The 24195-nt window shown below is 59.3% G+C and carries 20 protein-coding genes; 12 read left to right on the plus strand and 8 right to left on the minus strand.

The genetic code is table 11. From position 1 onward, the window contains the following. Positions 1-62 precede the first annotated feature (62 nt). Together mfd and QEV83_RS17335 are read right to left on the minus strand one after the other, a co-directional pair. Positions 63-3584 carry a transcription-repair coupling factor gene (gene mfd / locus QEV83_RS17330; protein WP_280128911.1) on the minus strand — a complete coding sequence of 1174 codons (3522 nt, stop codon included), beginning with the start codon at positions 3582-3584 and terminating at the stop codon, positions 63-65. Between the two features lie 49 nt (positions 3585-3633). Further along, positions 3634-3930, minus strand: a complete 297-nt coding sequence (locus QEV83_RS17335) for a succinate dehydrogenase assembly factor 2 (protein WP_280128912.1) — start codon at positions 3928-3930, stop codon at positions 3634-3636. A 269-nt stretch (positions 3931-4199) separates the two neighbouring features. On the opposite strand from QEV83_RS17335, the gene QEV83_RS17340 reads away from it, so the two are divergent. The 4 genes from QEV83_RS17340 to QEV83_RS17355 all read left to right on the plus strand — a co-directional run bounded on the left by QEV83_RS17340 (position 4200) and on the right by QEV83_RS17355 (position 8533). After that, complete coding sequence (locus QEV83_RS17340; RefSeq protein ID WP_280128913.1) at positions 4200-4655, plus strand: VOC family protein; 456 nt, start codon at positions 4200-4202, stop codon at positions 4653-4655. 294 nt (positions 4656-4949) lie between these two features. Further along, the gene (locus QEV83_RS17345) at positions 4950-6056 is read left to right on the plus strand and encodes a cupin domain-containing protein (RefSeq protein ID WP_280128914.1); all 1107 of its coding nucleotides are present in this window, start codon (positions 4950-4952) and stop codon (positions 6054-6056) included. Further along, positions 6037-8196 carry an ATP-dependent DNA helicase RecG gene (gene recG, locus QEV83_RS17350; protein WP_280128915.1) on the plus strand — a complete coding sequence of 720 codons (2160 nt, stop codon included), beginning with the start codon at positions 6037-6039 and terminating at the stop codon, positions 8194-8196. The genes QEV83_RS17345 and recG overlap by 20 nt, the downstream gene beginning before the upstream one ends. 55 nt (positions 8197-8251) lie before the next feature. Further along, positions 8252-8533, plus strand: coding sequence for an HIT family protein (locus tag QEV83_RS17355; RefSeq protein ID WP_280128916.1), 282 nt, complete (start codon positions 8252-8254; stop codon positions 8531-8533). A 91-nt stretch (positions 8534-8624) separates the two neighbouring features. Here QEV83_RS17355 and QEV83_RS17360 read toward each other — a convergent pair whose 3' ends face one another. Further along, on the minus strand, positions 8625-9137 hold the full coding sequence (locus QEV83_RS17360; protein ID WP_280128917.1) for a DUF1697 domain-containing protein: 513 nt from the start codon (positions 9135-9137) through the stop codon (positions 8625-8627). A 33-nt stretch (positions 9138-9170) separates the two neighbouring features. Next, complete coding sequence (locus QEV83_RS17365; protein ID WP_280128918.1) at positions 9171-9905, minus strand: class I SAM-dependent methyltransferase; 735 nt, start codon at positions 9903-9905, stop codon at positions 9171-9173. Between the two features lie 188 nt (positions 9906-10093). Between QEV83_RS17365 and QEV83_RS17370 the strand changes: the two genes are divergently transcribed. Then, entirely contained in the window at positions 10094-10831 is a 738-nt protein-coding gene (locus tag QEV83_RS17370) for a hypothetical protein (RefSeq protein WP_280128919.1), read from the plus strand. 169 nt (positions 10832-11000) lie between these two features. On the opposite strand, the gene dapE is transcribed toward QEV83_RS17370, so the two are convergent. After that, positions 11001-12152: a succinyl-diaminopimelate desuccinylase gene (dapE, locus tag QEV83_RS17375; RefSeq protein WP_280131120.1), complete on the minus strand. Its 1152-nt coding sequence runs from the start codon at positions 12150-12152 to the stop codon at positions 11001-11003. Between the two features lie 174 nt (positions 12153-12326). Between dapE and QEV83_RS17380 the strand changes: the two genes are divergently transcribed. From QEV83_RS17380 to metW, 7 genes are all read left to right on the plus strand, one after another. Beyond that, positions 12327-13487 carry an isovaleryl-CoA dehydrogenase gene (locus QEV83_RS17380; RefSeq protein ID WP_280128920.1) on the plus strand — a complete coding sequence of 387 codons (1161 nt, stop codon included), beginning with the start codon at positions 12327-12329 and terminating at the stop codon, positions 13485-13487. A gap of 49 nt (positions 13488-13536) precedes the next feature. Then, a complete protein-coding gene (locus tag QEV83_RS17385; RefSeq protein WP_348273239.1) occupies positions 13537-15144 on the plus strand; it encodes a carboxyl transferase domain-containing protein in 1608 nt (535 codons plus the stop codon). A gap of 330 nt (positions 15145-15474) precedes the next feature. Beyond that, a complete protein-coding gene (locus tag QEV83_RS17390; protein WP_280128921.1) occupies positions 15475-16233 on the plus strand; it encodes an LON peptidase substrate-binding domain-containing protein in 759 nt (252 codons plus the stop codon). A 278-nt stretch (positions 16234-16511) separates the two neighbouring features. After that, entirely contained in the window at positions 16512-18548 is a 2037-nt protein-coding gene (locus tag QEV83_RS17395; RefSeq protein WP_280128922.1) for an acetyl-CoA carboxylase biotin carboxylase subunit, read from the plus strand. A 232-nt stretch (positions 18549-18780) separates the two neighbouring features. Beyond that, positions 18781-19242 carry an aspartate 1-decarboxylase gene (gene panD / locus QEV83_RS17400; RefSeq protein ID WP_280128923.1) on the plus strand — a complete coding sequence of 154 codons (462 nt, stop codon included), beginning with the start codon at positions 18781-18783 and terminating at the stop codon, positions 19240-19242. Between the two features lie 210 nt (positions 19243-19452). Further along, positions 19453-20553, plus strand: coding sequence for a homoserine O-acetyltransferase (locus QEV83_RS17405; protein WP_280131122.1), 1101 nt, complete (start codon positions 19453-19455; stop codon positions 20551-20553). A gap of 82 nt (positions 20554-20635) precedes the next feature. Further along, on the plus strand, positions 20636-21205 hold the full coding sequence (gene metW / locus QEV83_RS17410) for a methionine biosynthesis protein MetW (RefSeq protein WP_280131123.1): 570 nt from the start codon (positions 20636-20638) through the stop codon (positions 21203-21205). A 26-nt stretch (positions 21206-21231) separates the two neighbouring features. On the opposite strand, the gene ppa is transcribed toward metW, so the two are convergent. The 3 genes from ppa to QEV83_RS17425 form a co-directional block, all read right to left on the minus strand. Next, entirely contained in the window at positions 21232-21771 is a 540-nt protein-coding gene (gene ppa, locus QEV83_RS17415) for an inorganic diphosphatase (RefSeq protein WP_280128924.1), read from the minus strand. A gap of 217 nt (positions 21772-21988) precedes the next feature. Continuing rightward, the gene (locus QEV83_RS17420; protein WP_280128925.1) at positions 21989-22495 is read right to left on the minus strand and encodes a GNAT family N-acetyltransferase; all 507 of its coding nucleotides are present in this window, start codon (positions 22493-22495) and stop codon (positions 21989-21991) included. Between the two features lie 159 nt (positions 22496-22654). After that, a complete protein-coding gene (locus tag QEV83_RS17425; protein WP_280128926.1) occupies positions 22655-23941 on the minus strand; it encodes a hypothetical protein in 1287 nt (428 codons plus the stop codon). Positions 23942-24195 lie beyond the last annotated feature (254 nt).

Below are 24195 nucleotides of genomic sequence, written 5' to 3' on the forward strand. Positions count from 1 at the left end.
CTCCAGCCACGGTCGATGATGCTTATATAGCATGGAAGCGCCGTTTGTTGAGGGCCTTCGGGTCACGCCGCCTTTTTCACCGCGATGGCGGCAAGCGTGCGCAAGATTTGCTTTGTCCCTTCCAGCTTCTCGGCGGGTGTCTCGAATTCGCGGATAAACACGACTTTCATGTCCGGGCGCACCTTCGCGAAGGTGCCTTGTTCGGCGATAAAGCGCACCAAGCCTGGCGGGTTGGCGAAGGAATTGTCGCGGAACGCAACAATGACCCCCTTCGGTCCCGCCTCGACTTTCTCGATATGCGCTCGCCGGCACAAAGCCTTGATCGCGACGAGCTGCATCAATTGCTCGACTTCGGCGGGCAACGGCCCGAAACGGTCGATCATCTCCGCCGCGAAACTCTCGATTTCTTCATCCGTCTGCAGTGCCGAGAGCCGGCGGTAGAGGCTGAGGCGCAAATGCAGATCGCTGACATAGTCCTCGGGAATCGTCACCGGCATGCCCAGCGTAATCGAGGGCGACCAGGCCTCCTCGGCCGGTTCCTCGATGCCCGCCTTTAATGCTTCGACGGCCTCGCGTAACATGTCTTGATACAGTTCATAGCCAATCTCCTTGATATGACCGGACTGTTCATCGCCCAGCAGGTTTCCGGCGCCGCGAATGTCGAGGTCGTGGCTCGCCAGTTCAAAGCCAGCGCCGAGTGTGTCCAGAGACTGCAAGACTTTCAGCCGCCGTTCGGCTTGCGGCGTCATGCTGCGATTGGCGGGAACCGTGAAGAGCGCATAGGCGCGGACTTTCGAACGCCCGACGCGGCCGCGCAATTGATAGAGCTGGCCGAGACCGAACATATCGGCGCGATGCACGATGAGCGTATTGGCGGTCGGAATATCAAGGCCGGATTCAACGATTGCGGTCGACAGCAGCACATCATATTGGCCGTCGTAAAAGGCCGCCATCCTCGCCTCGAGTTCGGTCGCCGCCAACTGGCCATGCGCGACGACAAATCGGACTTCGGGAACCTTTTGCCGGAGGAAGGCGCTTGCCTCCTCGATATCGTCGATGCGCGGACACACATAAAAGCTCTGGCCGCCGCGATAGCGTTCGCGCAGCAGCGCCTCGCGCACCAGCATATCGTCGAATGGCGAGATCGAGGTGCGCACCGCCAGGCGGTCAACGGGCGGCGTCGCGATGATCGAAAGCTCGCGAACCCCCGTCAGAGCCAGCTGCAAGGTGCGCGGGATGGGCGTTGCCGATAGGGTCAAAACATGCACTTCGGCGCGCAGCTCCTTCAAGCGCTCCTTATGCTTGACGCCGAAATGCTGCTCCTCGTCGATGACGACAAGACCGAGATCTTTAAAACTCGCGCCTTTGCCAAGCACCGCATGAGTGCCAATGACAATATCGATCTCGCCGGATGCGGCACCGAGCTTTGCGGCCTTGAGATCGGCGGCGGCAACCATCCGCGACATTTGCGCGACTTTGACCGGCAGATGCGCGAAACGCGTGGCGAAATTCTTATGATGCTGGCGGGCGAGAAGTGTCGTCGGCACGACCACCGCCACTTGCTTGCCTTCGATCGAAGCCGCGAAGGCCGCGCGCAGCGCAACCTCAGTCTTACCGAAGCCGACATCGCCGCAGACAAGCCGGTCCATCGGCCGCCCGGACGCCATATCTTCTAGCACCGCGTCGATTGCAGCTTGCTGGTCATCGGTCTCGTCATAAGGAAAGCCGGCGCAAAATTCGGCGTAAAGACCGTCCGGCGGCACCAGTTTTGGCGCGGCTTTGACTTGCCGTGCGGCGGCGATTTTGATGAGCCCCGCCGCCATTTCGAGAATGCGCTTGCGCATTTTCGCCCTGCGCTTCTGCCAGGCGACGCCGCCGAGTTTGTCAAGTTCGACGGCGGTATCTTCCGAGCCATAGCGCGACAAAAGCTCGAGGTTTTCGACGGGCAGAAACAGTTTGTCGCCATCGGCATAATGCAGCTCCAAGCAATCATGCGGAGCACCGTCGGCCTCGATCGCCTTCAGCCCTGCGAAGCGGCCAATTCCGTGATCGATATGGACGACAATATCACCGGCAGCGAGCGCGCTGACTTCGCTCAAAAAATCCTGAGCGCGGCGTGCCGCTTTGCGGCGGCCACCGAGCAGCCGGTCGCCCAAAATATCCTGCTCGGCGACGAGCGCGAGATTTTGCGCCTCAAACCCTTGCTCGATGCCGATCACCGCCAAGGCGAGCGTGTTTTGCGGAAGCGCCAAAGCTTGCGCGAGCGACGAGATGGGTGCCGCGCCCGCAAGTCCGTGGTCAGTGAGCACATGGCCAAGCCGCTCGCGCGAGCCATCCGACCAGGCGGCGAGGATCGCCCGCTTACCGTTTGTTTGCAGAGCCCGGATATGATCGATGGCCGCCGAAAACACATTGGCGGCGGGATTGGCGCGCTCGGTGGCAAAGCCGCGTCCGGGCTTTGAGCCGCAATCGATGATGAGGCCTTTCGCGCCTTCCGGCTGTGCAAAGGGCGTCACCGCGATGCGGCTTGCGGCATCGCGGCGCGCCTTCCATTCGGCCTCCGTGAGATAGAGTGCGCTCGGCGGCAGCGGCTTATAGGTCGAGTGAGCGGGATCGGCATCATGCGCGCTTTTGCGGGCGCCGTAATAATCCTCGATCTGCGCCAGCCGCTCGCTCGCTGCCTCGCTGGCAAGCGGATCGAAAATCAACGGGGCACCGGCGCAATACTCGAACAGCGTATCGAGCTTTTCGTAAAACAGCGGCAGCCAATGTTCGACACCTTGCGGACGGCGGCCTTCGCTGACAGCTTCATAGAGCACATCGCCGCGTGTCTGCGCGCCGAAATGTGTAACATAGGCTTGCCGGAAACGGCTGATCGTCGCGGTCCGAAGTTGCACCTCGCTCATGGGCACGAGATCGAGGGCGCGAAGCTGGCCGGTCGTGCGCTGCGTTTCGGGATCGAACGCGCGGATCGATTCGAGCGTGTCGCCGAAAAAATCGAGCCGCACCGGCTGCGGCATGCCGGGCGCGAACAGATCGAGGATGCCGCCGCGCACCGCGTATTCACCGGTATCGCGCACGCTTGAGGCCCGCGCAAAGCCATTGGACTCCAGCCACTGCACCAGTGCGTCCATATCGACGATATTGCCCGGCGCCGCCGAAAATGTGTCGCTGGTGATGGTCGCGAGCGGCGGCACTTTTTGCAGCAAAGCGTTGACGGTTGTCGAAAGGATGCGCGGCCGTTCCAGCGATGTGCGCGATTTGGCCAGCCGCGAGAGGACAAGAATCCGCCGCGCCGAAATGGCGGCATTGGGTGACACCCGGTCATAGGGCTGGCAATCCCAGGACGGAAAATCCAAAAGTTCGATATCGGGGGCCGCAAAGCCAAGCGCCTCGCCAAATGCCCGGGCGCGCTGGCTGTCGCGCGCGACATGGACAAGCACGACGGCGCGGCTTTCCGCCGCCCGTGCGAGCGCGCGCGTCACATCGGCGGCGCAAAAGGCATCAAAACCATCGGCTACGGAAGACAGTGTCAGCGAGCCGCCTTTGGCAAGCTCGGCCGCGACGCGTTTAAGATCAATCACGATAGGGTCAACTCGAAAGCTTTGTGAGGCGCCGGGACGGCCGCCGGAGTCACATATAGAGTGGACCGGTATGGCTATGGAAATCCCGGATTTTTTGCAAGACCGGCGTATCATAAGGGCTTGGAGGGTCCTCCTCGCCGGTCAGCCAGCCAAAAATGTCGCGGTCCTGCGCATCGAGCAAGGTTTCGTAGGCGTCAAGTTCGTCATCCGAAAGATTGCCGATCTCGGCATTGGCGAAACGGCCAAGCAAAAGATCGACCTCCCGCATGCCGCGATGCCACGAGCGGAACAGAACGCGCCTTTGCCGGGCGCTCAGGTCAATACTCTTCGCCTGCTCGCCCGACATGATCTAAGCTCTGGGTGTGGGTGATTCGCGCGGCGGCCGACCGGAAACCGCTCGTGGCGGCACATTATAGCAAGCGCCCGACATGGCAAGGGTGCACCTGTCGGAGAAGGAGAGCCAGCGGACGTGGCCACTCGAACGGCTGCTTTTGACCCAAAACAGAATTCGCCGCGGGCCACCCCTCTACCGTGCGAAGGAGTGAGATGGTAGTCTTGCAAGAGTGGGAGGACCAGTTGCCGGCAGCTTACTCGGCGGAGGTGAGAGGGAGTGAGATGTTCCTCAATCCGGATCATGTTACTATCGCGGTGGCCGATGCTGGCCCGGCGATCGAGTTCTTCGCGCTCCTCGGCTTCCGGAAGGAGCACGTCGCGACGATCGACGGCGGCCTTCCCGCCCGGTACATGGGCATGCCGGGCATGAAAGCGCTGCACATCACCCTCGCACTCGAGGGAGCGGATCCTCGTTTCGAGATCCAGCTGCTCGAGTTCGACCCGACCCCAGGGACCGATCCGGGTGCGCACCCGACGAATCTGCGGCAACGGGGCTACAACCACCTCGCGTTCCGCGTCGACGACATCGAGGCGGCTACCGCGCACCTCGTGGCCAACGGCGTAACCATGCTGAGCGACGAGATGGATTACATCAACCGAAAGCTGCGGCTGTTCGAGGGTCCCGAGGGCATCACCCTCGAGTTGGTGCAGCAGGGCGGCTCAGACGCTTCTGGCTAGGGCCTCCAACGAGCGACCCGCTGCCACCCGAGCAAGTCGTGATGTCGCCTTATGGCGCCAAGCAGACTAAATTTGAACTGACCCACTATCCAACCAGAGACTTTCGATGGCCCCTTCCTCCTAACCCTCTCTTAGTGGCCGCCGTGAACCCTCCCGGCATCGGGCCGAAAGACGCCAGACTCCTCGACTAGTTCCCGGCGACCGCCCAACTCCTCACAAGCCTCGTCTATTTGACGATTCGCCGACTTCGCGCGAGTTTTCCGCAGCGGTGCCCAAAGCAGCCAGGAGATTCGCATGTTCTCGTCCAACATCCCGATCAGTTCGGAAGGCGGCGACAATAGTTTCCAGAATAATGTTCCCGATCCCGTGACCTCGGGCACGGAGCTGCCAACCTTCAAATTCGAACTGGAAAAATCCGAGGGGCGTGTGAGCTACGGCAGCTATGGCAAGGAGGCCACGGTGGTCCAATTGCCGATATCGAAGGCTCTTGCCGGCGTCTCGATGCGCATGGAGCCTGGGGTGATGCGCGAGCTTCATTGGCATGCCACGGCGGCGGAGTGGGCATTTGTCACGGAAGGATCCGTCCGCACCACGGTGATCGACCCGCAGGGCTGCTCGGAGACCAATGACTTTGGTCCGGGCGACATCTGGTATTTTCCGCGCGGTCACGCGCATGTCATCGAGACCTTGGGCGATACGCCGTGCCACTTCATCCTTGTCTTCGACAATGGATATTTTTCCGAATTCGGCACCTTCAGCATCACCGATTGGCTCGGCCATGCGCCCAAGGAATTGCTCGCCAAAAATTTCGGCGTTCCGGCTTCGACCTTCGAAAGTTTTCCCAAGAACGAGGTCTATTTCGCCAAGGGGAAAATCCCGCCGGCCGTCCCCTCCGTTCCTCTGCAAGGTTGGAAGGCGCCGCCGCTCACCCACAAATATAGTCTCCTCTCCCAGAAGCCGTATGAAATTTTCAACGGGGGTATTGAGTGGCGTGTCGATGGCTCGCAATTTCCCATTTCCACCACCATGACAGGGGTCGTGCTGGAGATGGAACCGGGCGCTCTGCGAGAACTTCATTGGCATCCGAATGCCTCCGAGTGGCAATATGTGCTCAGCGGCAATTTCAACGTGACGCTCTTTGGCTCGAAAGGACGCTGGCGGCAGGAGACTCTGAGCAAGGGCGATGTCGGCTATATTCCGCAGGGGTTCGGCCATTCGATTGAAAACGTCGGGCAAGACAAGGCCCGTATCCTCATCGTTTTCAACAACGGCCATTACCAGACGATCGATCTGTCGCAATGGATTGCCGGAAATCCCCTCGACGTCCTCGCCACCAATTTCTCGCAAGAGGCGGCGGTCTTTGATAAATTCCCGCGCAAGGATGTCTTCATCACGAAATAAGCCATCAGCCCTCGCCCGAAACCACAAGCAACGGCTTCCGATGCGGCCCTTTCTCCTCAATCCACTCTTCGCCGCTGCCGCGAATCTGCCCGGCATTGGACCGAAGAACGCCAAGCTCCTGGACTGGCTCCTGGCGCGGGACGGGGCGGAAGCTCGCGTGGTCGATCTTCTGTTCCATCTCCCCTTCACCACCATCGACCGCCGCAACCGGCCCAAGATCGCCGAGGCGCCGCTCGATACGATTGTCACTCTTGAGGCAAGAGTCGCCGAGCACCGGCCGCCGCCGCCCCGCTCCAAGGCGCCCTACAAAGTGCTGGTCGAGGACGGCACCGGCGATGTTCTGCTGGTCTTCTTTCTCGCCAATCCTCAATGGATCGAACGAAGCCTGCCGCTGGGCGCCACCCGCTGGATTTCCGGAAAACTCGAGCTCTGGGACGGGCATCGCCAGATGGTGCATCCGGACCGCGTGCTCGACGCCGAGGGGTTTGCCAAAATGGCGCCCGTCGAGCCGGTGTATCCGTCAACCGAGGGCCTCTTTCAAAGAACGCTCGGCAAGGCTGTCGATGCCGCGCTCGCCAGAATTCCCGCGCTGCCGGAATGGCATGACGCACAATCGCTGGCAATCGTCGCGGGTCCATCCTTCGCGGAAGCCTTGCGCGATGTGCATCACCCGAAAACGCCAGAATCCATCGCGCCGGAAGCGCCGTCGCGCAAAAGGCTCGGGCTCGATGAATTGCTCGCCTCGCAATTGGCGCTGGCGTTGATGCGCTCGAAAATCAAGCGTGCGCCTGGCCGCGCGAGCCTTGGCGATGGCACGCTCCGGCAAAAGATCGCGGCGGCGCTGCCCTTTGCGCTCACGGTGTCCCAAAAAACCGCGATGGAAGAAATCAATACTGACCTTGGCACGCCAACCCGGATGCTGCGGCTTTTGCAAGGCGATGTCGGCTCGGGAAAAACGCTTGTTGCACTGTTCGCCATGGCGGCGGTGGTCGAGGCGGGGCGGCAGGCGGCACTGATGGCGCCGACCGAAATTCTCGCCCGCCAGCATCATCAGACGCTCACCAAATTTGCAGAGGCCGCCGACCTCCGCCTCGCCCTGCTGACTGGCCGCGATAAGGGTGCTGGACGCGACAAAATTCTCGCAGGTCTCGCGGACGACAGCATCGATGTTGTCATCGGCACGCATGCCTTGTTTCAGGAAAGCGTCGTCTTCCGCGACCTTGGCCTTGCCGTCGTCGATGAGCAGCATCGGTTCGGCGTCCATCAGCGTCTGGCCTTGGGGGACAAGAGTGAGGCAGCCGACATTCTCGTGATGACCGCGACTCCCATACCGCGCACTCTGGTGCTGACCTATTTCGGTGACATGGATGTCTCCAACTTGCGGGAAAAGCCAGCCGGGCGGCAGCCGATCGAGACGCGCGCGTTGCCGCTCGAGCGCTTGGACGAGCTGATCGCGCGGCTCACGCGCGCGCTGGGACAGGGCGCCCGCGCCTTTTGGGTCTGTCCGCTTGTCGAGGAAAGCGAGGCGCTCGATGTTGCCGCCGCGCAGGAGCGTTTTGCACAGCTGCAACAAATTTTTGGCGGCAAGGTTGGACTCGTTCACGGCAAGATGAAAAGCCGCGACAAGGATGCCGCGATGGACGCTTTCGCCAAAGGCTCGACCCAGATTCTTGTCGCCACGACGGTCATTGAAGTCGGCGTCGATGTTCCCCAAGCCACGATCATGGTGATAGAGCACGCCGAGCGGTTTGGCCTCGCCCAACTACATCAATTGCGCGGACGCGTCGGGCGCGGCGGCGGCAAGTCGTCGTGTCTCCTGCTTTACAAAGCGCCGCTCAGCGAGAGTGCGAAAGCCCGCATCGCGATCATGCGCGAGACCGAAGATGGTTTTAAAATCGCCGAGGAAGATCTGCGGCTACGCGGCGAGGGCGAGGTACTCGGCACAAAGCAATCGGGTCTGCCCGGTTTCCGCCTCGCTGATTTGTCGGCGCATGGGCCATTGCTCACTTTGGCGCGCAATGAGGCGCGCACAATTGTCGAGGAAAATCCAAGGCTCGAAGGCGCGCGCGGCGAGGCTTTGCGGCTGCTCCTAAATATTTTCGAGCGCGGCGAAGCGATCCGGCTTTTGGGGGCGGGGTAGGTGATCCCGCCGCCACTTGCGCTTCGCTTTGCCTAGCTGCGACAGGTATCATGCCATGAACACGATGAATGAGAGCTGCATTTTTTGTGCCTTGCCGGCTAATGATGTAATCGCCAAAAACGATTTGGCGATTGCGGTCCGTGACAAATTCCCAGTCACGCATTCACACAGCCTTATTATTCCGACGCGGCATGTCATCAATTATTTCGATTGCTCGGCAGCCGAGCGTGAGGCGATTCACCATTTGCTCGTCCAATGCCGGTTCGAAATTCTGTGCGTCGATGCCAGTGTTACGGGCTTCAATGTCGGCACGAATGTGGGCAAAACTGCGGGATAAAAAATTCCTCATGTCCATGTCCATCTGATCCCGAGGCGGAAGGGCGACATCGCACCGCCCCCCCCGGGTATGCAGAATGACGTAGCGCGACTCAAAGCTTGGATGCCATCTCCGCAAGTTTGGCGACTGTGTTCATATTGCGTGCGGTGCCGATCTTGGCCGCTGGAATTTTCAATTTCGAGCGGCCCATGCCGCTGCCATATTGAATGTAGATCTCTCTTTCCCCAAGGTGCATCTGCTCGTCTTGCCGACCAGATGCATGAGCGAGGGCATCGGAAGGCGGTGGCTCATTCAGGAAAACGACATATGTGGATTTCGGTTCTGCCTTAGGAAACGGATTGGCCTTCAGAACGGCCAGCATTTCCTCCGCCGAACGTACAATAACGTGGACGGTCTTTCCGGAAAAAGCTTGCAATCGCGCTTCAAGCTCCGCTTGTACCTTCGATGGCGTGACCTTGCTCTCAAAAACGACGTTGCCACTCGCGATATAAGTCTCCACGCGCGTAAACCCTGCGTCGCAACACATCACCCTCAACTCGGACATCGGAAGTTTTCCGGTCCCTCCGACGTTCACAGCACGCAGAAGCGCGATAAATTTTGTCATTGAAAGCTCATATCATTAGGCTCTAAAGCCGCCTCACGCATCCTCGGCGCGGCGCAGCAGCGCCCGCCAGTGCCGCGACCCGCCGCCTGGCACCGCCGGAATGTCCTCGATCGAGAGTGTCGTAAGACCTTGCCGCTTGGCCCCCTCGAAAATCGACGGCGGCAGCGGCCAAGGCGGTCCCTTGAACTCCTCGGCTTCTTCTCGCGCGCGCGCAACGATTAGAAGCCGTCCGCCCGGCGCCAATGCCGATTTCAGTGCCGCGAGGGCCTGTAGCAAGAGATCGGGAGGGAGCGCCTGCAAAGTGTAGCATTCATGAATGAGATCGAAAGCTTGAAGCCACGCATCCGGCAACGCGAAGAGATCGCCTTGCGCATAGGCCACCTTCGACTCAGGAAACCGCTGCTTTGCCCATGTGATCGCCTCGCCCACGAAATCGAACGCCGTGACATGCGCACCAGCGGCTGCAAAACATTCGGCATTGTCGCCGAGGCCGCAGCCGACATCGAGAATTCTTAAGCCATTGAGCCCTTCCGCTTGCGCCGCCACCCAAGCCTGGCTCAAGGGATGCGGGGCAAGATTGGCCCAGGGCACGCGGGCCGGATCACCCTTCGCCAAATCATAGACTGCTTCAAACCACGCCTGCCGCGCAGGATCGGCGGTCACGGCGCCGTCCTGCATCGCGGGATCGAGAGAATCGAGCAGTTTCCGCGCCTCCGCCCGGCGGGCGGCAAACTCCGGCGAAGTGCGATCGAAAAAACCCTTGTCCAATTGTGCTCTCCCGGCGATCCGGCGGACCCGAGGCTGACATTTCTTAAGAAAGCTTCGCGTAATGGCCGCTTGTTATTTTGATGACCATGATTGTGAGGCAATTTCAAGTGCCACGAAAGATTGGCGTATGAGGCGGGGCTCAAACGTTTCCCGCGAGAGATCGGTTACGGCATCAAGACGGTGTGACTGTGGACATTGCAAGCGGCCACGCAAAGGATAAAGCGGAGCGCAGGGACACTTTCGATGCACTCATCGCGGGCGCCCGGACGCGATTCCATGCGCTGCAAGTGATTGGGGTGCTGACCCAGGATCAAGCGAGTTCGATTTTACAGCTTTTGGAGCGCGGCGAGAAAAAGCTGTCCCAGCATGACCGGGTGTTTCACGATAACATCATTCGCTATCTCAGGAAAGAAGCGGATTTCGTATCTGTGTTCGCGGAGATGCTTCAGATCGATCCGGCGCCGGAATGTCCTGAAGAAAAATCTCAAGGAGACAAGTTAAATGGAAAAAGCGGGCCGCGTAAGCCGAAGCGTGATCCGCGCGTTTCATCCGCCACGCCGGGACAACGCATGTCTCTGCCGGCCGTTAAGACATTTATCTCACCTGCCATCATCGCGGCCGGAGCTGTTTTGCTAGCTGTTTATGCGGTCTTTCCTCCCGGCGGTGGCAACATATCCCCGCAGACGGGAGCGAGGCGTGTTAAGCTGGACGCGGCCGCCGCAAGCAGCCCTCCGGTTCCGGCCGCCGCCATCTTTCCGTCCTCGATCGCACCGTCGCATGCGGGGGAAGAGCCTTATGAAGCAGCGCTCAACACCTGCTATGATCAATTCAAGGCCAACCGGGAAACCAACGCCAATGGCGGCCTGAAATGGAATCAGAACGGCACCGGCTATTACAGTGAGTGCCTTAAGCGTCTCAATCCGTAATGCCGTCAAGCCCGGAGTTTTCACGGCAGCGCCGGGGCGCGCCAAACTTACCAGTTTCCCAGGCAATTCCACACGCCGCAGACCAAAAGACGTATGCGGACTCTGTCCATTTTTTTCTGCCAATCGTACCAAATCGTTTCACGTGAAACATTTTGGTACGATTGAAAACTCAGTCCTTACCAAAATAGGCGTCCAAAATCGCCGCGTAAATGTCCGTCAGACCCGCGAGTTCCGCGAGCGTGATTCGCTCATCCACCATATGCGCGGTTGTGCCCGTCAGACCGAATTCAAGGACCGGGCAATAGGCCTGAATGAAGCGTGCGTCCGATGTGCCGCCGGTTGTCGAGAGCGTTGGGCGATGCCCGGTTTTCTTTGCAACGGCCTCGGCCACGAGTTCGGTAAAGGCGTCCGGCTTCGTCAAGAACGCGACCGCATTGCAGGGCTCGAAGGTTAGCCCATAGGTCACGCCCGCGCTGTCCAGCCTGCCGCGCAACTCCGCCGCCAGAGTGTCCGGTGTCCAAAGATCGTTAAAGCGGACATTGAAACGCGCGCGGGCTTGCGCGGGGATGACATTGAACGCCGGATTGCCGACATCCACCGACACGATTTCGAGGTTCGAGGCGCCAAAATGCGGCGTGCCTTTGTCGAGCGGCGCGGCGGTCAAGGCACTCAGCAGCGCCACGAGCTTTGGAATGGGATTGTCCGCCCGCTCGGGGTAGGCGGCATGGCCCTGGCGGCCCTCGACAATGAGTGTGCCATTGAGCGAGCCGCGGCGGCCGATCTTGATCATGTCACCAAGCGTGTGCTGGCTTGTGGGCTCGCCGACGATGCAATGGTCGAAGCGCTCGCCTTTTTCATATGCCCAGCGCAAGAGTTTTTCCGTGCCATTGACGGCGGGGCCTTCCTCGTCGCCGGTGATGAGAAGACCAATCGAGCCCTTGTCCGATCCATGCCGGGCGACATAAGCGCAAGCGGCGGCGACGAAAGCGGCGACTCCCCCCTTCATGTCGGCCGTGCCACGCCCCCAGATCGCGCTATCGGCCAGTTCCGCCGCGAAAGGATCGAAGCGCCAGCGCCCGGCATCTCCCACCGGCACTACATCGGTATGTCCAGCAAAGACGAGGTAAGGCGCCCCCGTACCAATGCGGGAATAGAGATTTCCGACATCCGGGGTGCCTGGTTCCGAGAACGTCAGCCGCTGAGTTGCAAAGCCCGCCTTGTCCAGGGCGAGTGCGAGGACGGCGAGCGCGCCACCGTCGTCCGGCGTCACCGAGCGGCAGCGCACCAGCGCGCGGCAAAGGTCGAGAGCAAGGTCTTGCATCGGTATTTTGGCTTTCCAGGCGGCGGGCCAGAGGTATTTTATCGCATAGGAGGCCGCCAAGCCCAAACCTTTGAGCAAATTTGACCTGAGAATTTGGATTTCCCCGCAAATTTTGCCGCCAAATATGCTTTAAGAGATATGTATCAGGCCGCGCGAACTGCGGAAGGACGAGCAATGCACACTCCCGGTCTCGATTTCGCGCTCGGTCCTGATCTCGACATGCTGCGCGATACGGTGCACTCGTTCGCATCGGCAAAAATCGCGCCGCGAGCCACCGAAATCGATCGTGCCGACGCGTTTCCGGCCGATCTTTGGCCTGCGATGGGGGCGCTTGGCCTGCACGGCATCACGGTCGAGGAAGCCTATGGCGGCACCGGCCTTGGCTATCTCGCGCATTGCCTTGCGATGGAAGAAATCAGCCGGGCCTCGGCTTCCGTCGGGCTCTCTTATGGCGCTCATTCCAACCTTTGCATCAATCAAATCCACCGCAACGGCACCGAGGATCAGAAGCACCGCTATCTGCCGAAATTGCTGACCGGCGACGAGGTCGGCGCGCTGGCCATGTCGGAGGTCAGCTCCGGTTCCGACGTTGTTTCGATGCGCCTGCGCGCCGATAAGAAAGGTGGCCGCTACGTCTTGAATGGCACCAAGATGTGGATCACCAACGGCTCGCATGCCTCGACGCTTGTCGTATATGCCAAGACCGATCCCAATGCCGGGGCGCATGGTATCACGGCGTTTCTCATCGAAAGCGGTTTTGCTGGTCTTCGGATCGGCCAGAAGCTCGACAAGCTCGGCATGCGCGGGTCTCCGACATGCGAACTGATCTTCGAGGACTGCGAAGTACCGGAGGAGAATGTGCTGGGTGCCATCGGCCAAGGCGTTCAAGTGCTGATGTCGGGCCTTGATTACGAGCGGATCGTGCTGGCGGCCGGCCCGCTCGGCATCATGCAGGCGTGTCTTGATGTGTGTTTGCCTTATGTGCGCGAGCGCAAGCAGTTTGGCCAGGCGATCGGCGAGTTCGAACTCGTTCAAGGCAAGCTCGCCGATATGTATACAGGGCTCAATGCCTGCCGCGGCTATGTCTATGCGGTTGCCCGCGCGGCAGACAATGGCCGCACCTCGCGCAAAGATGCTGCAGGCGCGCTGCTCTTTGCGGCGGAGCACGCGACGAAAACCGCGCTTGACACGATCCAGTTGCTCGGCGGCAATGGCTATATCAATGATTACCCGGCGGGGCGCTTGCTGCGTGACGCAAAACTCTATGAGATCGGCGCAGGAACGAGCGAGATCCGGCGGATGTTGATCGGGCGCGAGTTGTTCGACGGACATTAGCGCTTCATCCCGGTGATGATGTATTGAACGGAAGGGATGATCGAAACCGATGACTGTTCTCAAAACCGCCGTCACGCCACAAGGTGAAAAGTTTGCCGCGAACAAGGTCGCGATGCAGAGCGTCATCGAAGATCTGCGCGGCAAGGCCGCGCTCATCGCGGCAGGCGGCGGCGCCAAGGCTCGCGAAAAACATATTGGGCGCGGAAAATTGTTGCCGCGCGACCGGATTGTGGCGCTGATTGATCCGGGCACCCCGTTTCTCGAATTTTCGCAATTTGCTGCCTATGAGGTTTACCCGGACCCGGTTCCAGCAGCGGGGTTGATCACCGGCATCGGGCGTATATGCGGTCTTGAATGCGTCGTCATTGCCAATGACGCGACCGTCAAGGGCGGCACCTATTATCCGCTGACGGTGAAAAAACATCTTCGCGCCCAGGAGATCGCGCAAGAGAATAATTTGCCGTGCCTCTATCTCGTCGATAGCGGTGGCGCCCATCTGCCAAGCCAGGACGAAGTGTTCCCCGATCGCGATCATTTCGGCCGCATTTTTTACAATCAGGCGCGCATGTCGGCTTTGGGCATTCCGCAGATTGCGGTGGTGATGGGAAGCTGCACGGCGGGCGGCGCCTATGTCCCAGCGATGAGCGATGAGGCGATCATCGTGGCGGGGCAAGGCACCATCTTTCTGGCCGGCCCCCCGCTGGTCAAGGCGGCGACCGGCGAAATCGTCTCGGCGGAAGATCTCGGCGGCGCCGACGTTCATTCGCGCAAATCCGGGGTCACCGATCATTATGCGTTGAGCGACGCAGATGCGCTTTTGCGGGCGCGGCAAATTGTCGGCACACTTAATCGCGCCAAGAAGCCCGGCATTGTTTTGCGCGAGCCCGTTGAACCTCTTTACGATGCCCAAGACATTTATGGCATCGTGCCCGCCGATCCGCGCGAGGCTTATGACGTGCGCGAAATCATTGCCCGCATCACCGATGGCAGTGCCTTCGATGAGTTCAAGTCGCTGTACGGAACCACGCTTGTTTGCGGCTTTGCGCATATTTGCGGATATCCAGTCGGCATTCTTGCCAACAATGGAATCCTGTTTTCGGAATCGGCGCTTAAGGGCACGCATTTCGTCGAGCTTTGCTGCCAACGGAAAATCCCGCTCGTTTTTCTACAAAACATCACCGGCTTCATGGTCGGCCAAAAATATGAGGCGCAAGGCATTGCGAAGGATGGCGCAAAACTCGTCGCGGCGGTCGCCTGCGCGGCTGTTCCTAAATTTACGATTATCATCGGCGGCAGTTTCGGAGCTGGCAATTACGGCATGTGCGGGCGCGCCTTTGGCCCGCGTTTTTTGTGGATGTGGCCGAACGCCCGCATTTCCGTGATGGGCGGCGAACAGGCCGCCAATGTGCTGGCGCAAGTCCGCCGCGACAATTTCGAAGCTTCTGGGCAAAGTTTCACAGCGGAAGATGAGGAAATTTTTAAAGCGCCGATCCGCGAAGGGTTCGAACGTCAGGCGCATCCTTATTATGCAAGCGCGCGGCTGTGGGACGATGGCATCATCGACCCGGTAGAGACTCGCATGGTGCTTGGCCTTTCGATGTCCGCCGTGCTCAACGCGCCAATCGGAGAAACGCGTTTCGGCGTGTTCCGGATGTGAGGCCGGAACGTTGGACCCCCAAATGTTTTACGTAGGCCGGCGTTCTGGCTTGTACCTGTGACCCGAAGGTACACGCCCCTTCGTACCTTAATTGACAAAACTTTGAGATGAGTTCAAAATTACAATTAGGTAGATACGACCTGCTGGTTGCACCCTCGCGGGAATGGTGAACGTATCGAGCCTTTGAGGCCTCCCTTTGCCCGAGCGACCGGGTCAGTAACGCAACCGTCTGACACGCCTGGTTCGCTCATGCAAAGGATGTAAGCAATGCGCGATTTCCACGACGCAAAAGTCATGGCGCAAACTCTCCGTGAATCCCTGACATCCAAGATGATGGCCATCAGCCACAGCGAAAGCCTGGAACTCGTTTCAAAGATGCTGGGTGTGTCCGACTGGAACACTCTGTCTGCCGTGCTCCAAGCAGAACGGCGAGAAACCGCGCCCCGAAGCAACGGAGTTGCCGGAGAAACAGCACATTGCCCAGCGCTTCCAATACGCGACTTCGTGCCGTTTCCAACAACGAACTTTCCGCTTTTTGTTGGACGCGAGAAAACCAAGCGTGCGCTGGATGATGCCTTTGCACGTCACCGTGAGATCATTCTTGTTGTTCAGAGGGACCCAGCCGTTCAAGGGCCTGCCTTTGCCGATGTTTACGAGGTCGGCGTGCTCGCTAGACTGCTTGAAATTGAACGGCTCCCTGAAGGCACGACGTTTGAAAACCATGAGTTGCCCAGCGGCACAATGAAAATTCTGGTTCAAGCGCAGCGGCGCGTCGTGGTACGCCGCTTCATCGGAGACGGAGGCGCTTTTCAAGCGGACTTTGCCGACATTAGCGAAGGTCCAATTCCCGAGGCGCCTCAACTCATCCGAAGAGCAGTGGAGCAATTTCAACGCTATGCCGCGGCCCAGGAAATCAGCATGCCGCAAACTTGGCCGACGTTGGACCAAATTCATGATCCCGGGCGGCTTGCCGACGTTATCGCTCAGCACATGAGCTTACCAATCAGTATTAAACAAAGCTTATTGGCGACCATCGACTCGATAGCGCGGCTCGAGAGGGTCGTATCCCTCATGGATAAAGTCGTCTAAGCATGGCAGATAGGCCATTGATGGGGTAAAGATCGGCTGGTATCGTGCCTGCTCAGATGAGGGTGTGCTACCAGCCGGACAATACTCCATGTTTGTGGTTCTGGTAACGACAATGGAATACCAATCCGAGCGTGCCAGATTTATGGTCGGCCGCGATTGGATGGCATGAGGGTTTACGGACTAGCATCGCAGTTTTGATACTTCGATTTCGAGCACTATTCATGAGTTTGTTGCGGGCAGATTCATGATCGAAAGGCAACAGCTCCAGGACTCGTGCATTGTTTTCCAAAATTCTGATCGCCAATCGCGGTGAGATCGCTTGCCGGATCATCCGCACGGCTCGGCGGCTCGGCATCAAGACGATCGCGGTTTATTCGGAAGCGGATCGCGATGCGATGCATGTTTCCCTTGCCGATGAAGCTTTTTTTATAGGTCCCGCGCCAGCCCGCGAAAGCTATCTCGATGGCGGCAAAATACTGGAAGTGGCGCGCGCGTGCGGCGCGCAAGCGATCCATCCCGGTTACGGGTTTTTGTCCGAAAACGCCGAGTTCGCGGAAGCCTGCGCTTGTGCTGGCGTGATCTTCATCGGCCCCCCAGCGGCGGCAATTCGCGCCATGGGCGACAAGGCGCAAGCCAAGGCCCTTATGGAGAAAGCCGGTGTGCCGCTCGTGCCGGGCTATCATGGCGATGCTCAGGATCCGGCGCTCCTCGCGGAACAAGCCGGCATGCTGGGCTACCCCATCTTGATCAAAGCCTCGGCCGGCGGTGGCGGCAAGGGGATGAAAATCGCGGCTCACGTGGCGGAGTTTGCCGCGCAACTCGCCAGCGCCAAGCGCGAGGCGCTTTCGGCGTTTGGCGATGATCGCGTCCTCCTCGAAAAATATTTTACCAGCACGCGTCATGTCGAAGTCCAGATTTTTGCCGACGGCGAGGGTCATTGCGTACATCTCTTCGACCGTGACTGCTCGATCCAGCGCAGACATCAAAAAATTATCGAGGAAGCCCCTGCGCCCGGGCTCGAAGATCAATTGCGGCAAGCCATGCGGGAGGCGGCGCTCGCAGCCGCGCGTGCTATTGGCTACACCGGCGCCGGGACGGTCGAGTTTTTGCTAACGCCAGATGATAGCACCTTCTATTTTCTCGAAATGAATACAAGGCTGCAGGTCGAGCATCCGGTGACCGAAATGATCACAGGTGTCGATCTCGTCGAATGGCAAATTCTCGTTGCGGCTGGGGCTGCGCTGCCTTTGCGGCAAGATGAGATTTTTGAGCGAGGGCATGCCATCGAGGCGCGGATCTATGCGGAAGATCCGGCGCGCGGGTTTTTGCCGCAATCGGGCCGTCTCGCGTGGTTTGATGTTCCCGAAGAAGGCCTCCATGTGCGTGTCGATACCGGAGTGCGGGCGGGCGATATCATCCCGGTCGACTATGATCCGCTGATCGCCAAGCTGATCGTTTGGGACGAGGACCGGGTGGCAGCTATCCGCCGCTTTCGTACTGCGCTGGCCACAACGCGCCTCGCCGGGGTCATGGCCAATGTGGATTTTTTAAAGGCCATCGTTGCTCTGCCACCCTTTGCCGAGGGTTCGCCCGATACAGGGTTCATCGAGGCGCATCGCGGCGATCTTTTCGCGCCCGTGGAAGCTGCCGGAAACGAGACTTTGGCAATGGCCGCCGTTGGCCTCCTCAGCGAGCGGGCGGCCGCCGCGCGGGCGGGGGCCATGGCATCGGTCGATTCCTGGAGCCCGTGGAACAGTCAGTTTGGCTGGCGTCTCAATGGCAACGCGCGGGAAACAGTCCGGATGTGCGAGATGGCCGGAGACAAGACCATCGATCACAGCGTCGAGATCACCTATCTGCGGGAGGGCTGGCGCCTCGATTGGCGGGGGGGCGGCGTTTCCCGCGCCAGCGGCACGCTCGCGGCGGATGGGGCGCTCAGGGCCGAATTTGACGGCCATCGCCTCAAGGGCGTCTTTGTCCGCTCCGGGCCTGAGCTCACGGTGTTTCCGGCAACGGGGGCCGGGCATCGCTTTGTAATAGCCAGCCCCACGGCCGAGGCGGCTAGAGGCGGCGCACCGCCGGGACGTCTTACCGCGCCAATGCCCGGCCGGATCGCGGCGCTGCTGGTCGAGCCGGGCACCAAGGTTGAGGCAAATCAGCCAGTTCTGGTTCTCGAGGCGATGAAGATGGAGCATCTTTTGACCGCGCCACGCACCGGCGTCGTGAAGGAATTCCCCTTCAAGCTTGGCAGTCAAGTCGCGGAAGGGGCCGAACTCGTCATATTTGATCTGGACCCAGTCCCGGAGCTTGGCTAGGGGTGAACCCTCTGGTGGATTTGGCCGCGCGATTGCACGCCAACCCCTCTGATGAAACCTGGCTCAAATGCTTAAATGAGGAGAAAGCTCTCGAAAAGCCCGCCTGCGGCAACGGCGGGGTGCGGCCATTCGCGCTTTTTGGGAAAATGTTCTAAGCAGATGCGCTGCGGTCAGGCGGCAGTCCGGCCAGTTCCTATCCCGTTCAGGTCCCGCTTACGGAATTTGAGACACTATGCGTAAAGTCATCGGCGGCAAGCTTCATGGCATCCGCGTCACGGAAGCCAATCTCGATTATCACGGCTCAATTACGCTCGATCCGGAGCACTGCGAAGCCGCGGGTATTTTGCCGCTCGAATTCGTCGAAATCTGGAATAAGAATTCCGGCGCCCGGATTTCGACCTATGTGATTTTGGGCGAGCGGGGATCGCGCTGCTGCATCGTCAATGGCGCCGCCGCACGCACCTGCCAGCCGGGAGACGAGCTTATCATTTGCAGCTCGGTCTATATGCCTGGCGAAAGCATCGCCGGGCATAGCCCAGCCGTCGTGACGCTCGACGCGAGCAACCACATCGATGAGACTTTGCGTTATTCCGTCAGCATGGACGACGCGGGCCGCTACCGCTTCGCGATCCTCGATGAAGCAGGGACAGGGTTGAAAATTCCGTTGCGTTCCCGCTCGGGCAAAATGCGATAGCGTGCCCCCCTGGAGGGATGGTGTTTTCTTGATAAGCCCAATCTTGACTCTTTTTTTGCCGCGCACCCATATAACGGAAATTATGTTCGTCATACCGGATGATCGGCAGGTTCCGTGCAATTCGTTTCGTTAAGCAAAACGGCGGGTCTTCGCGAGGTCGATGCGCCGAACAGCCTTGTTGTGCATTTTGGCCCCGAGCGGCCGCTGAAGATGGAGGCGGGTGTCTCGCTCAGCCCCTTGACGATTGCCTATCAGACCTACGGCGAACTCAACGCCGCGAAGTCGAATGCCATCCTGGTCTGCCATGCCCTGACGGGTGATCAGCATGTCGCCAACGAACATCCGATCACCGGTAAAGCCGGCTGGTGGCACACGATGGTTGGGCCGGGCCGTCCAATCGACACCAACCGTTATTTCGTGATCGCTTCGAATGTCGTCGGCGGCTGCATGGGCACGACGGGGCCCGCTTCGCTCAATCCCGCGACGGGCCGGCCCTATGGCCTCGATCTTCCTCTCGTCACGATCAAGGATATGGTGCGCGCGCAAGCCATGCTCATTGACCATCTTGGCGTCGACATGCTGTTTTGTATCGCTGGCGGTTCGATGGGCGGGATGCAGGTCTTGCAATGGGTGGCGACATTTCCCGACCGGGTTTTTTCGGCGATGCCGATTGCCACCGCCGCACGGCACTCCTCGCAGAATATCGCCTTTCACGAGGTCGGCCGGCAAGCCGTCATGGCCGATCCGGATTGGCGGCAAGGGCGCTATCTTGAAGAAGGGGTCATCCCGACCAAGGGCCTCGCCGTTGCTAGGATGGCGGCGCATATCACTTATTTGTCGGATGAGGCCTTGCAGAGCAAGTTCGGCCGCAAGCTGCAAGACCGGAGCGCCCCAACTTTTTCGTTTGATGCCGATTTTCAAATCGAAAACTATTTGCGGTATCAAGGCACGAGTTTTGTCGACCGCTTCGATGCGAATAGCTATCTCTATGTCACGCGGGCGTGCGATTATTTTGATCTTGCCGCTGATTACGGGGGCTCGCTTGCCTATGCCTTCAAAGGCTCCAAAAGCCGGTTTTGCGTCGTCTCCTTCAATTCCGACTGGCTCTATCCGACGCAGGCCTCGCGGGCGATCGTGCATGCCTTGAATGCGGGCGGCGCCTCGGTGTCCTTTGTCGATATCGAGACCGATCGTGGCCATGACGCGTTCTTGCTGGAGACTCCCGAGTTCATCGCAACTTCGCGCGGGTTCCTCGATGCCGCCGCACGGGCACGCGGGATCGCGCCAGCCAAAAGCCCGGCGGGCCATTAAGGTGACGACCAAGACCGGCGTCAGCGATCTCAAGCCCATCGACGCAATTCCGGCGCGTGTCGATCTGCTGATCGTCGCTGATATGGTCGAGCCAAAAAGCCGCGTACTCGATGTCGGATGCGGCGATGGCACGTTGTTGCGGCTGCTCGCCGAAGAAAAACAAGTGGATGCGCGCGGCATCGAGCTTTCCCAGCGCGGCGTCAATGATTGTGTCGCCAAGGGGCTGTCGGTCATCCAGGGGGATGCCGACACCGATCTTGCAGGCTATCCTGACAATGCCTTCGACTACGTCATTCTTTCGCAAACCTTGCAGGCGACACGCCAGCCGCGCAAAGTGCTCGAACAGATGCTGCGGATCGGCCGCCACGGGATCGTATCCTTTCCGAATTTCGGCCATTGGCGGATTCGCTGGCAAGTGGCGTTCGGCGGCCGCATGCCGCTCACTCGCAACCTTTCATGTTCCTGGTATGACACGCCCAACATCCATTTTTGCACGATCGAGGATTTCATCGCGCTTGTGCAGGAGATCGATGCGCGGATCGAGCGTGGCGTAGCGCTCGACCACACGGGCAAGCCGCTACGTTACAGCGAGCCTTGGATTTGGAACTTGTTCGGCGAACAAGGCGTCTTCCGACTCACACGCAAGCGGTAAAGACATCAAGCGCAACTGCTTCAAGATCAAGCGGGCCGCGTCGAATTTTCCCGCTCGATCGATTCAGTGATGATGCGCCGCGCTTCCTCGGCATCGCCCCAACGCTCGATCTTGACCCATTTGCCCGGTTCGAGATCCTTGTAGTGAGCAAAGAAATGCTCGAATTGATGCAAGGTAATCTCTGGCAGATCGGTGTAATTGTGGACGTTCTCGTAACGCTTGGTAAGCCTTGCGGAAGGGACAGCGACGATTTTTTCGTCCATGCCCGCTTCATCGCACATGAAAAGCACGCCGACTGGCTTACAGCTTAACATCGCACCGGGGACAATCGCCCGCGTATTGGCGACGATCACATCGCAAGGGTCGCCGTCGCCGGACAAAGTATGCGGGATAAATCCGTAATTGCCGGGGTATCGCATCGAGGTATAGAGAAAACGGTCAACGAACAGGACGCCTGCTTCTTTATTTAATTCATATTTGATCGGCTCGCCGCCAATCGGAACTTCAATAAGAACATTGATGTCATGCGGAGGATTGATACCTACGGGAATTGCGTCAAGAAGCATAAATCGTTCTCCAAAACTTCTATCCAAATAGTTCCATGATCGCACTTTGAGTGCCAGAGGGCGGCAGGGCAATGGATCGTGAAACCGATCTCCACTGTACTGCGGAGATTACGGTGCGAATGCCTCTTCCAAATGACGAACAAGTCGCCGCGAATCTTCTATGCAAGTTTTCAGGCGAAAAATGCGAGGCATCATGAGGGGAGCGCGGCCGGCGGAATTAGTCGAACGCAAACGCCACCCGGGCGCGGATTTCCGATCCGAATCGCTCGCTTGCCTGGCGTATGTTTTTGCCGCCGAGCTTCGTGTAGAATTGCACGGCCCGCTCATTGTCAGCCAAGGCCCAAACGAGAAACGACGCGTAGCCGTGTCCGGCGAGATCCTTGCGGGCGACATCAAAGAGACGAGTACCAAATCCAAGCCCTTGAAACTCAGGCGCGATATAGAGTTCGAAAATCTCGCCGCCAAAATGCAGGGATGGCACGCGGTTGCGGCCATAGCTTGCATAACCGCCGATCGTTTCGTCGAAATCAAGGACCAAAAGACGCGACCCCCGGACGATGGCGGAGTGCCACCAGCGAGGCCCCCGGCGGGCGATCATTTGTTCAAGCTCACGGCCAGGAATGAGGCCGCGATAGGCATCCCGCCATGCGGCGTCATGCACTCCGGCGATGCCCTCGGCATCGCCTTCTCGCGCATTCCGGATGGTGATGACTGTCTCGATCATCCCGCAATGTTAAGTCCGCTTGGCCTCCCGCCGCAAGACTTCTTTCACGATTCTTATGAAAAGTGCCTGCTACCATTGCATACGGGTCACGCTGCTCCATCTCCGGACAAGGTGTTGCCTCTGGATTGCCGTCCGGTGATCACGAATTCGCGATTTTTGTTAGGGCATCGAGGCGGCGGCTTTGGAAATTGTGCCCCTGTCTTGACTCGGACCCGGGGTGTCCGGCTCGATCGAACGAATCGCCTGGGCGTCCAGCCGGTGCGCTTTCTCGATTCCCTTCAGCAAGAGGGCAAAGGCAATAGCGTCGCAATTGAGCAAGGTCACCCACCAGATTTGCGCTGTTGCGATGCCGAGGAAAGCGATCGTCAAGATCGCGACGAGACCGGCGAGCAGCGCCGGAGCCGCCTTCGCCGCGATGCCCCCGGCGCTCCGGAAAACCAGCATGACGAGTGCTGTCAGGCCAGCGGCGCCGGCAAGGCCAAGGTCATACCAGACCACGAATAAAAGGCTCCTCGGCGCGCGTTCCGGCAAGTAGCCGTAAGTCAACCCTTGATGCACGAAATCGAAGCCATGCCCCGTGATGAGGCGCGGCCATTGCGAGACGATAAGATCGTTCCAGATGAGCATCGGCGCCGAGCCGGAGCCCGCCTCGATCCCGGTCAGGTGAAGGATCCAGCGGTAGAGCAAGGGGAGAAGGGGCGCCAAAAGAATCAGCGGCCCAAAGAGCCACGCGAGAATCCGCCCAGTCCGAACGGGGCCGGACATGGCCACGGCGAAAGTGAAGGCGGCAGCACCCGTCGCCAGAAGCGCAATCTGAGCAAATCCAGCAAGTGCCACGGCGGCAGCGAGAACGGCAAGAATCGCCGCGCTGATCCAATGTTCGCGAAAGGACAAGACTCCAAGCGCCGGCCAAACGAGGACGATCGAGGTGATCATCGAACGTTCGAACAATGTCTCGTCGAACTCGAATCCATCCAAAAACCAGACCGAGCCAAACAAGGCGAGCACGAGTGTTGCCGCGCTTGCCATGGCAAGGCCAGCGGGCAGCAGGTAAAGGTCGAGGGGTTTGGTCTTCCGCGGGAGATAGACCGCGACCAGCACCGCGAGGAACGTGGTGATCGAGGATTTCAAAAACCGGCCCGCCGCTTCCTCGGGGAACGGAGTCCAGAGCAAGGAGAGACAGGCCCAGAACGTTAGAAACAGCGCCGCCCCGCCCGCCGGGGAAATCAGCACGGAACGCAGCCTCCGGCCGCCATGCCGGGGCCCGTCGAGGATTGCGCCAATCAAGATCAAGGCGCCGCCGACCGGAAGCAGGACATACATCGCACCGCGCCAAAAGACCCCGGTGCATGGCATGACGATGAACAGAGTAGCCAAGCCAAGACGGATCAGGAGCCGCGAAGCCGCCTCGGCGGGCGTATCACTTGATTGTAGGGCGACGGACATGGCCTCCGCTTCATCAGTAGGCCGGATGGCCAGAATTCGTTCGAACTCCGTCCCGGACACGCCCTTATGCCGCGATTGCGCCATAGCACTCAAGCGGGAAGGGTCGCAAAAAATGAAAGCAGCCTATAAACAGAAGGCCGTATCGATCAAGAATAACCTATATTCGTAATCATTTTTTATCAAGACGTATAAGCAAGGGCCCGAAAAGTATAACCCGCCTTGCCGGTTTCAACAAATTCCGACCTGATCATTAA

The organism is Methylocapsa sp. D3K7, from assembly GCF_029855125.1.
Classification (GTDB): Bacteria; Pseudomonadota; Alphaproteobacteria; order Rhizobiales; family Beijerinckiaceae; genus Methylocapsa.

Bases quoted from the DNA above. Each gene is read 5' to 3' on its own strand.
- QEV83_RS17335 (WP_280128912.1), bottom strand. From the start codon at position 3,930: ATGTCGGGCGAGCAGGCGAAGAGTATTGACCTGAGCGCCCGGCAAAGG.
- QEV83_RS17340 (WP_280128913.1), top strand. From the start codon at position 4,200: ATGTTCCTCAATCCGGATCATGTTACTATCGCGGTGGCCGATGCTGGC.
- QEV83_RS17345 (WP_280128914.1), top strand. From the start codon at position 4,950: ATGTTCTCGTCCAACATCCCGATCAGTTCGGAAGGCGGCGACAATAGT.
- recG (WP_280128915.1), top strand. From the start codon at position 6,037: ATGTCTTCATCACGAAATAAGCCATCAGCCCTCGCCCGAAACCACAAG.
- QEV83_RS17355 (WP_280128916.1), top strand. From the start codon at position 8,252: ATGAACACGATGAATGAGAGCTGCATTTTTTGTGCCTTGCCGGCTAAT.
- QEV83_RS17360 (WP_280128917.1), bottom strand. From the start codon at position 9,137: ATGACAAAATTTATCGCGCTTCTGCGTGCTGTGAACGTCGGAGGGACC.
- dapE (WP_280131120.1), bottom strand. From the start codon at position 12,152: ATGCAAGACCTTGCTCTCGACCTTTGCCGCGCGCTGGTGCGCTGCCGC.
- QEV83_RS17380 (WP_280128920.1), top strand. From the start codon at position 12,327: ATGCACACTCCCGGTCTCGATTTCGCGCTCGGTCCTGATCTCGACATG.
- QEV83_RS17385 (WP_348273239.1), top strand. From the start codon at position 13,537: ATGACTGTTCTCAAAACCGCCGTCACGCCACAAGGTGAAAAGTTTGCC.
- QEV83_RS17390 (WP_280128921.1), top strand. From the start codon at position 15,475: ATGATGGCCATCAGCCACAGCGAAAGCCTGGAACTCGTTTCAAAGATG.
- panD (WP_280128923.1), top strand. From the start codon at position 18,781: ATGCGTAAAGTCATCGGCGGCAAGCTTCATGGCATCCGCGTCACGGAA.
- QEV83_RS17405 (WP_280131122.1), top strand. From the start codon at position 19,453: ATGGAGGCGGGTGTCTCGCTCAGCCCCTTGACGATTGCCTATCAGACC.
- metW (WP_280131123.1), top strand. From the start codon at position 20,636: ATGGTCGAGCCAAAAAGCCGCGTACTCGATGTCGGATGCGGCGATGGC.
- ppa (WP_280128924.1), bottom strand. From the start codon at position 21,771: ATGCTTCTTGACGCAATTCCCGTAGGTATCAATCCTCCGCATGACATC.
- QEV83_RS17420 (WP_280128925.1), bottom strand. From the start codon at position 22,495: ATGATCGAGACAGTCATCACCATCCGGAATGCGCGAGAAGGCGATGCC.
- QEV83_RS17425 (WP_280128926.1), bottom strand. From the start codon at position 23,941: ATGTCCGTCGCCCTACAATCAAGTGATACGCCCGCCGAGGCGGCTTCG.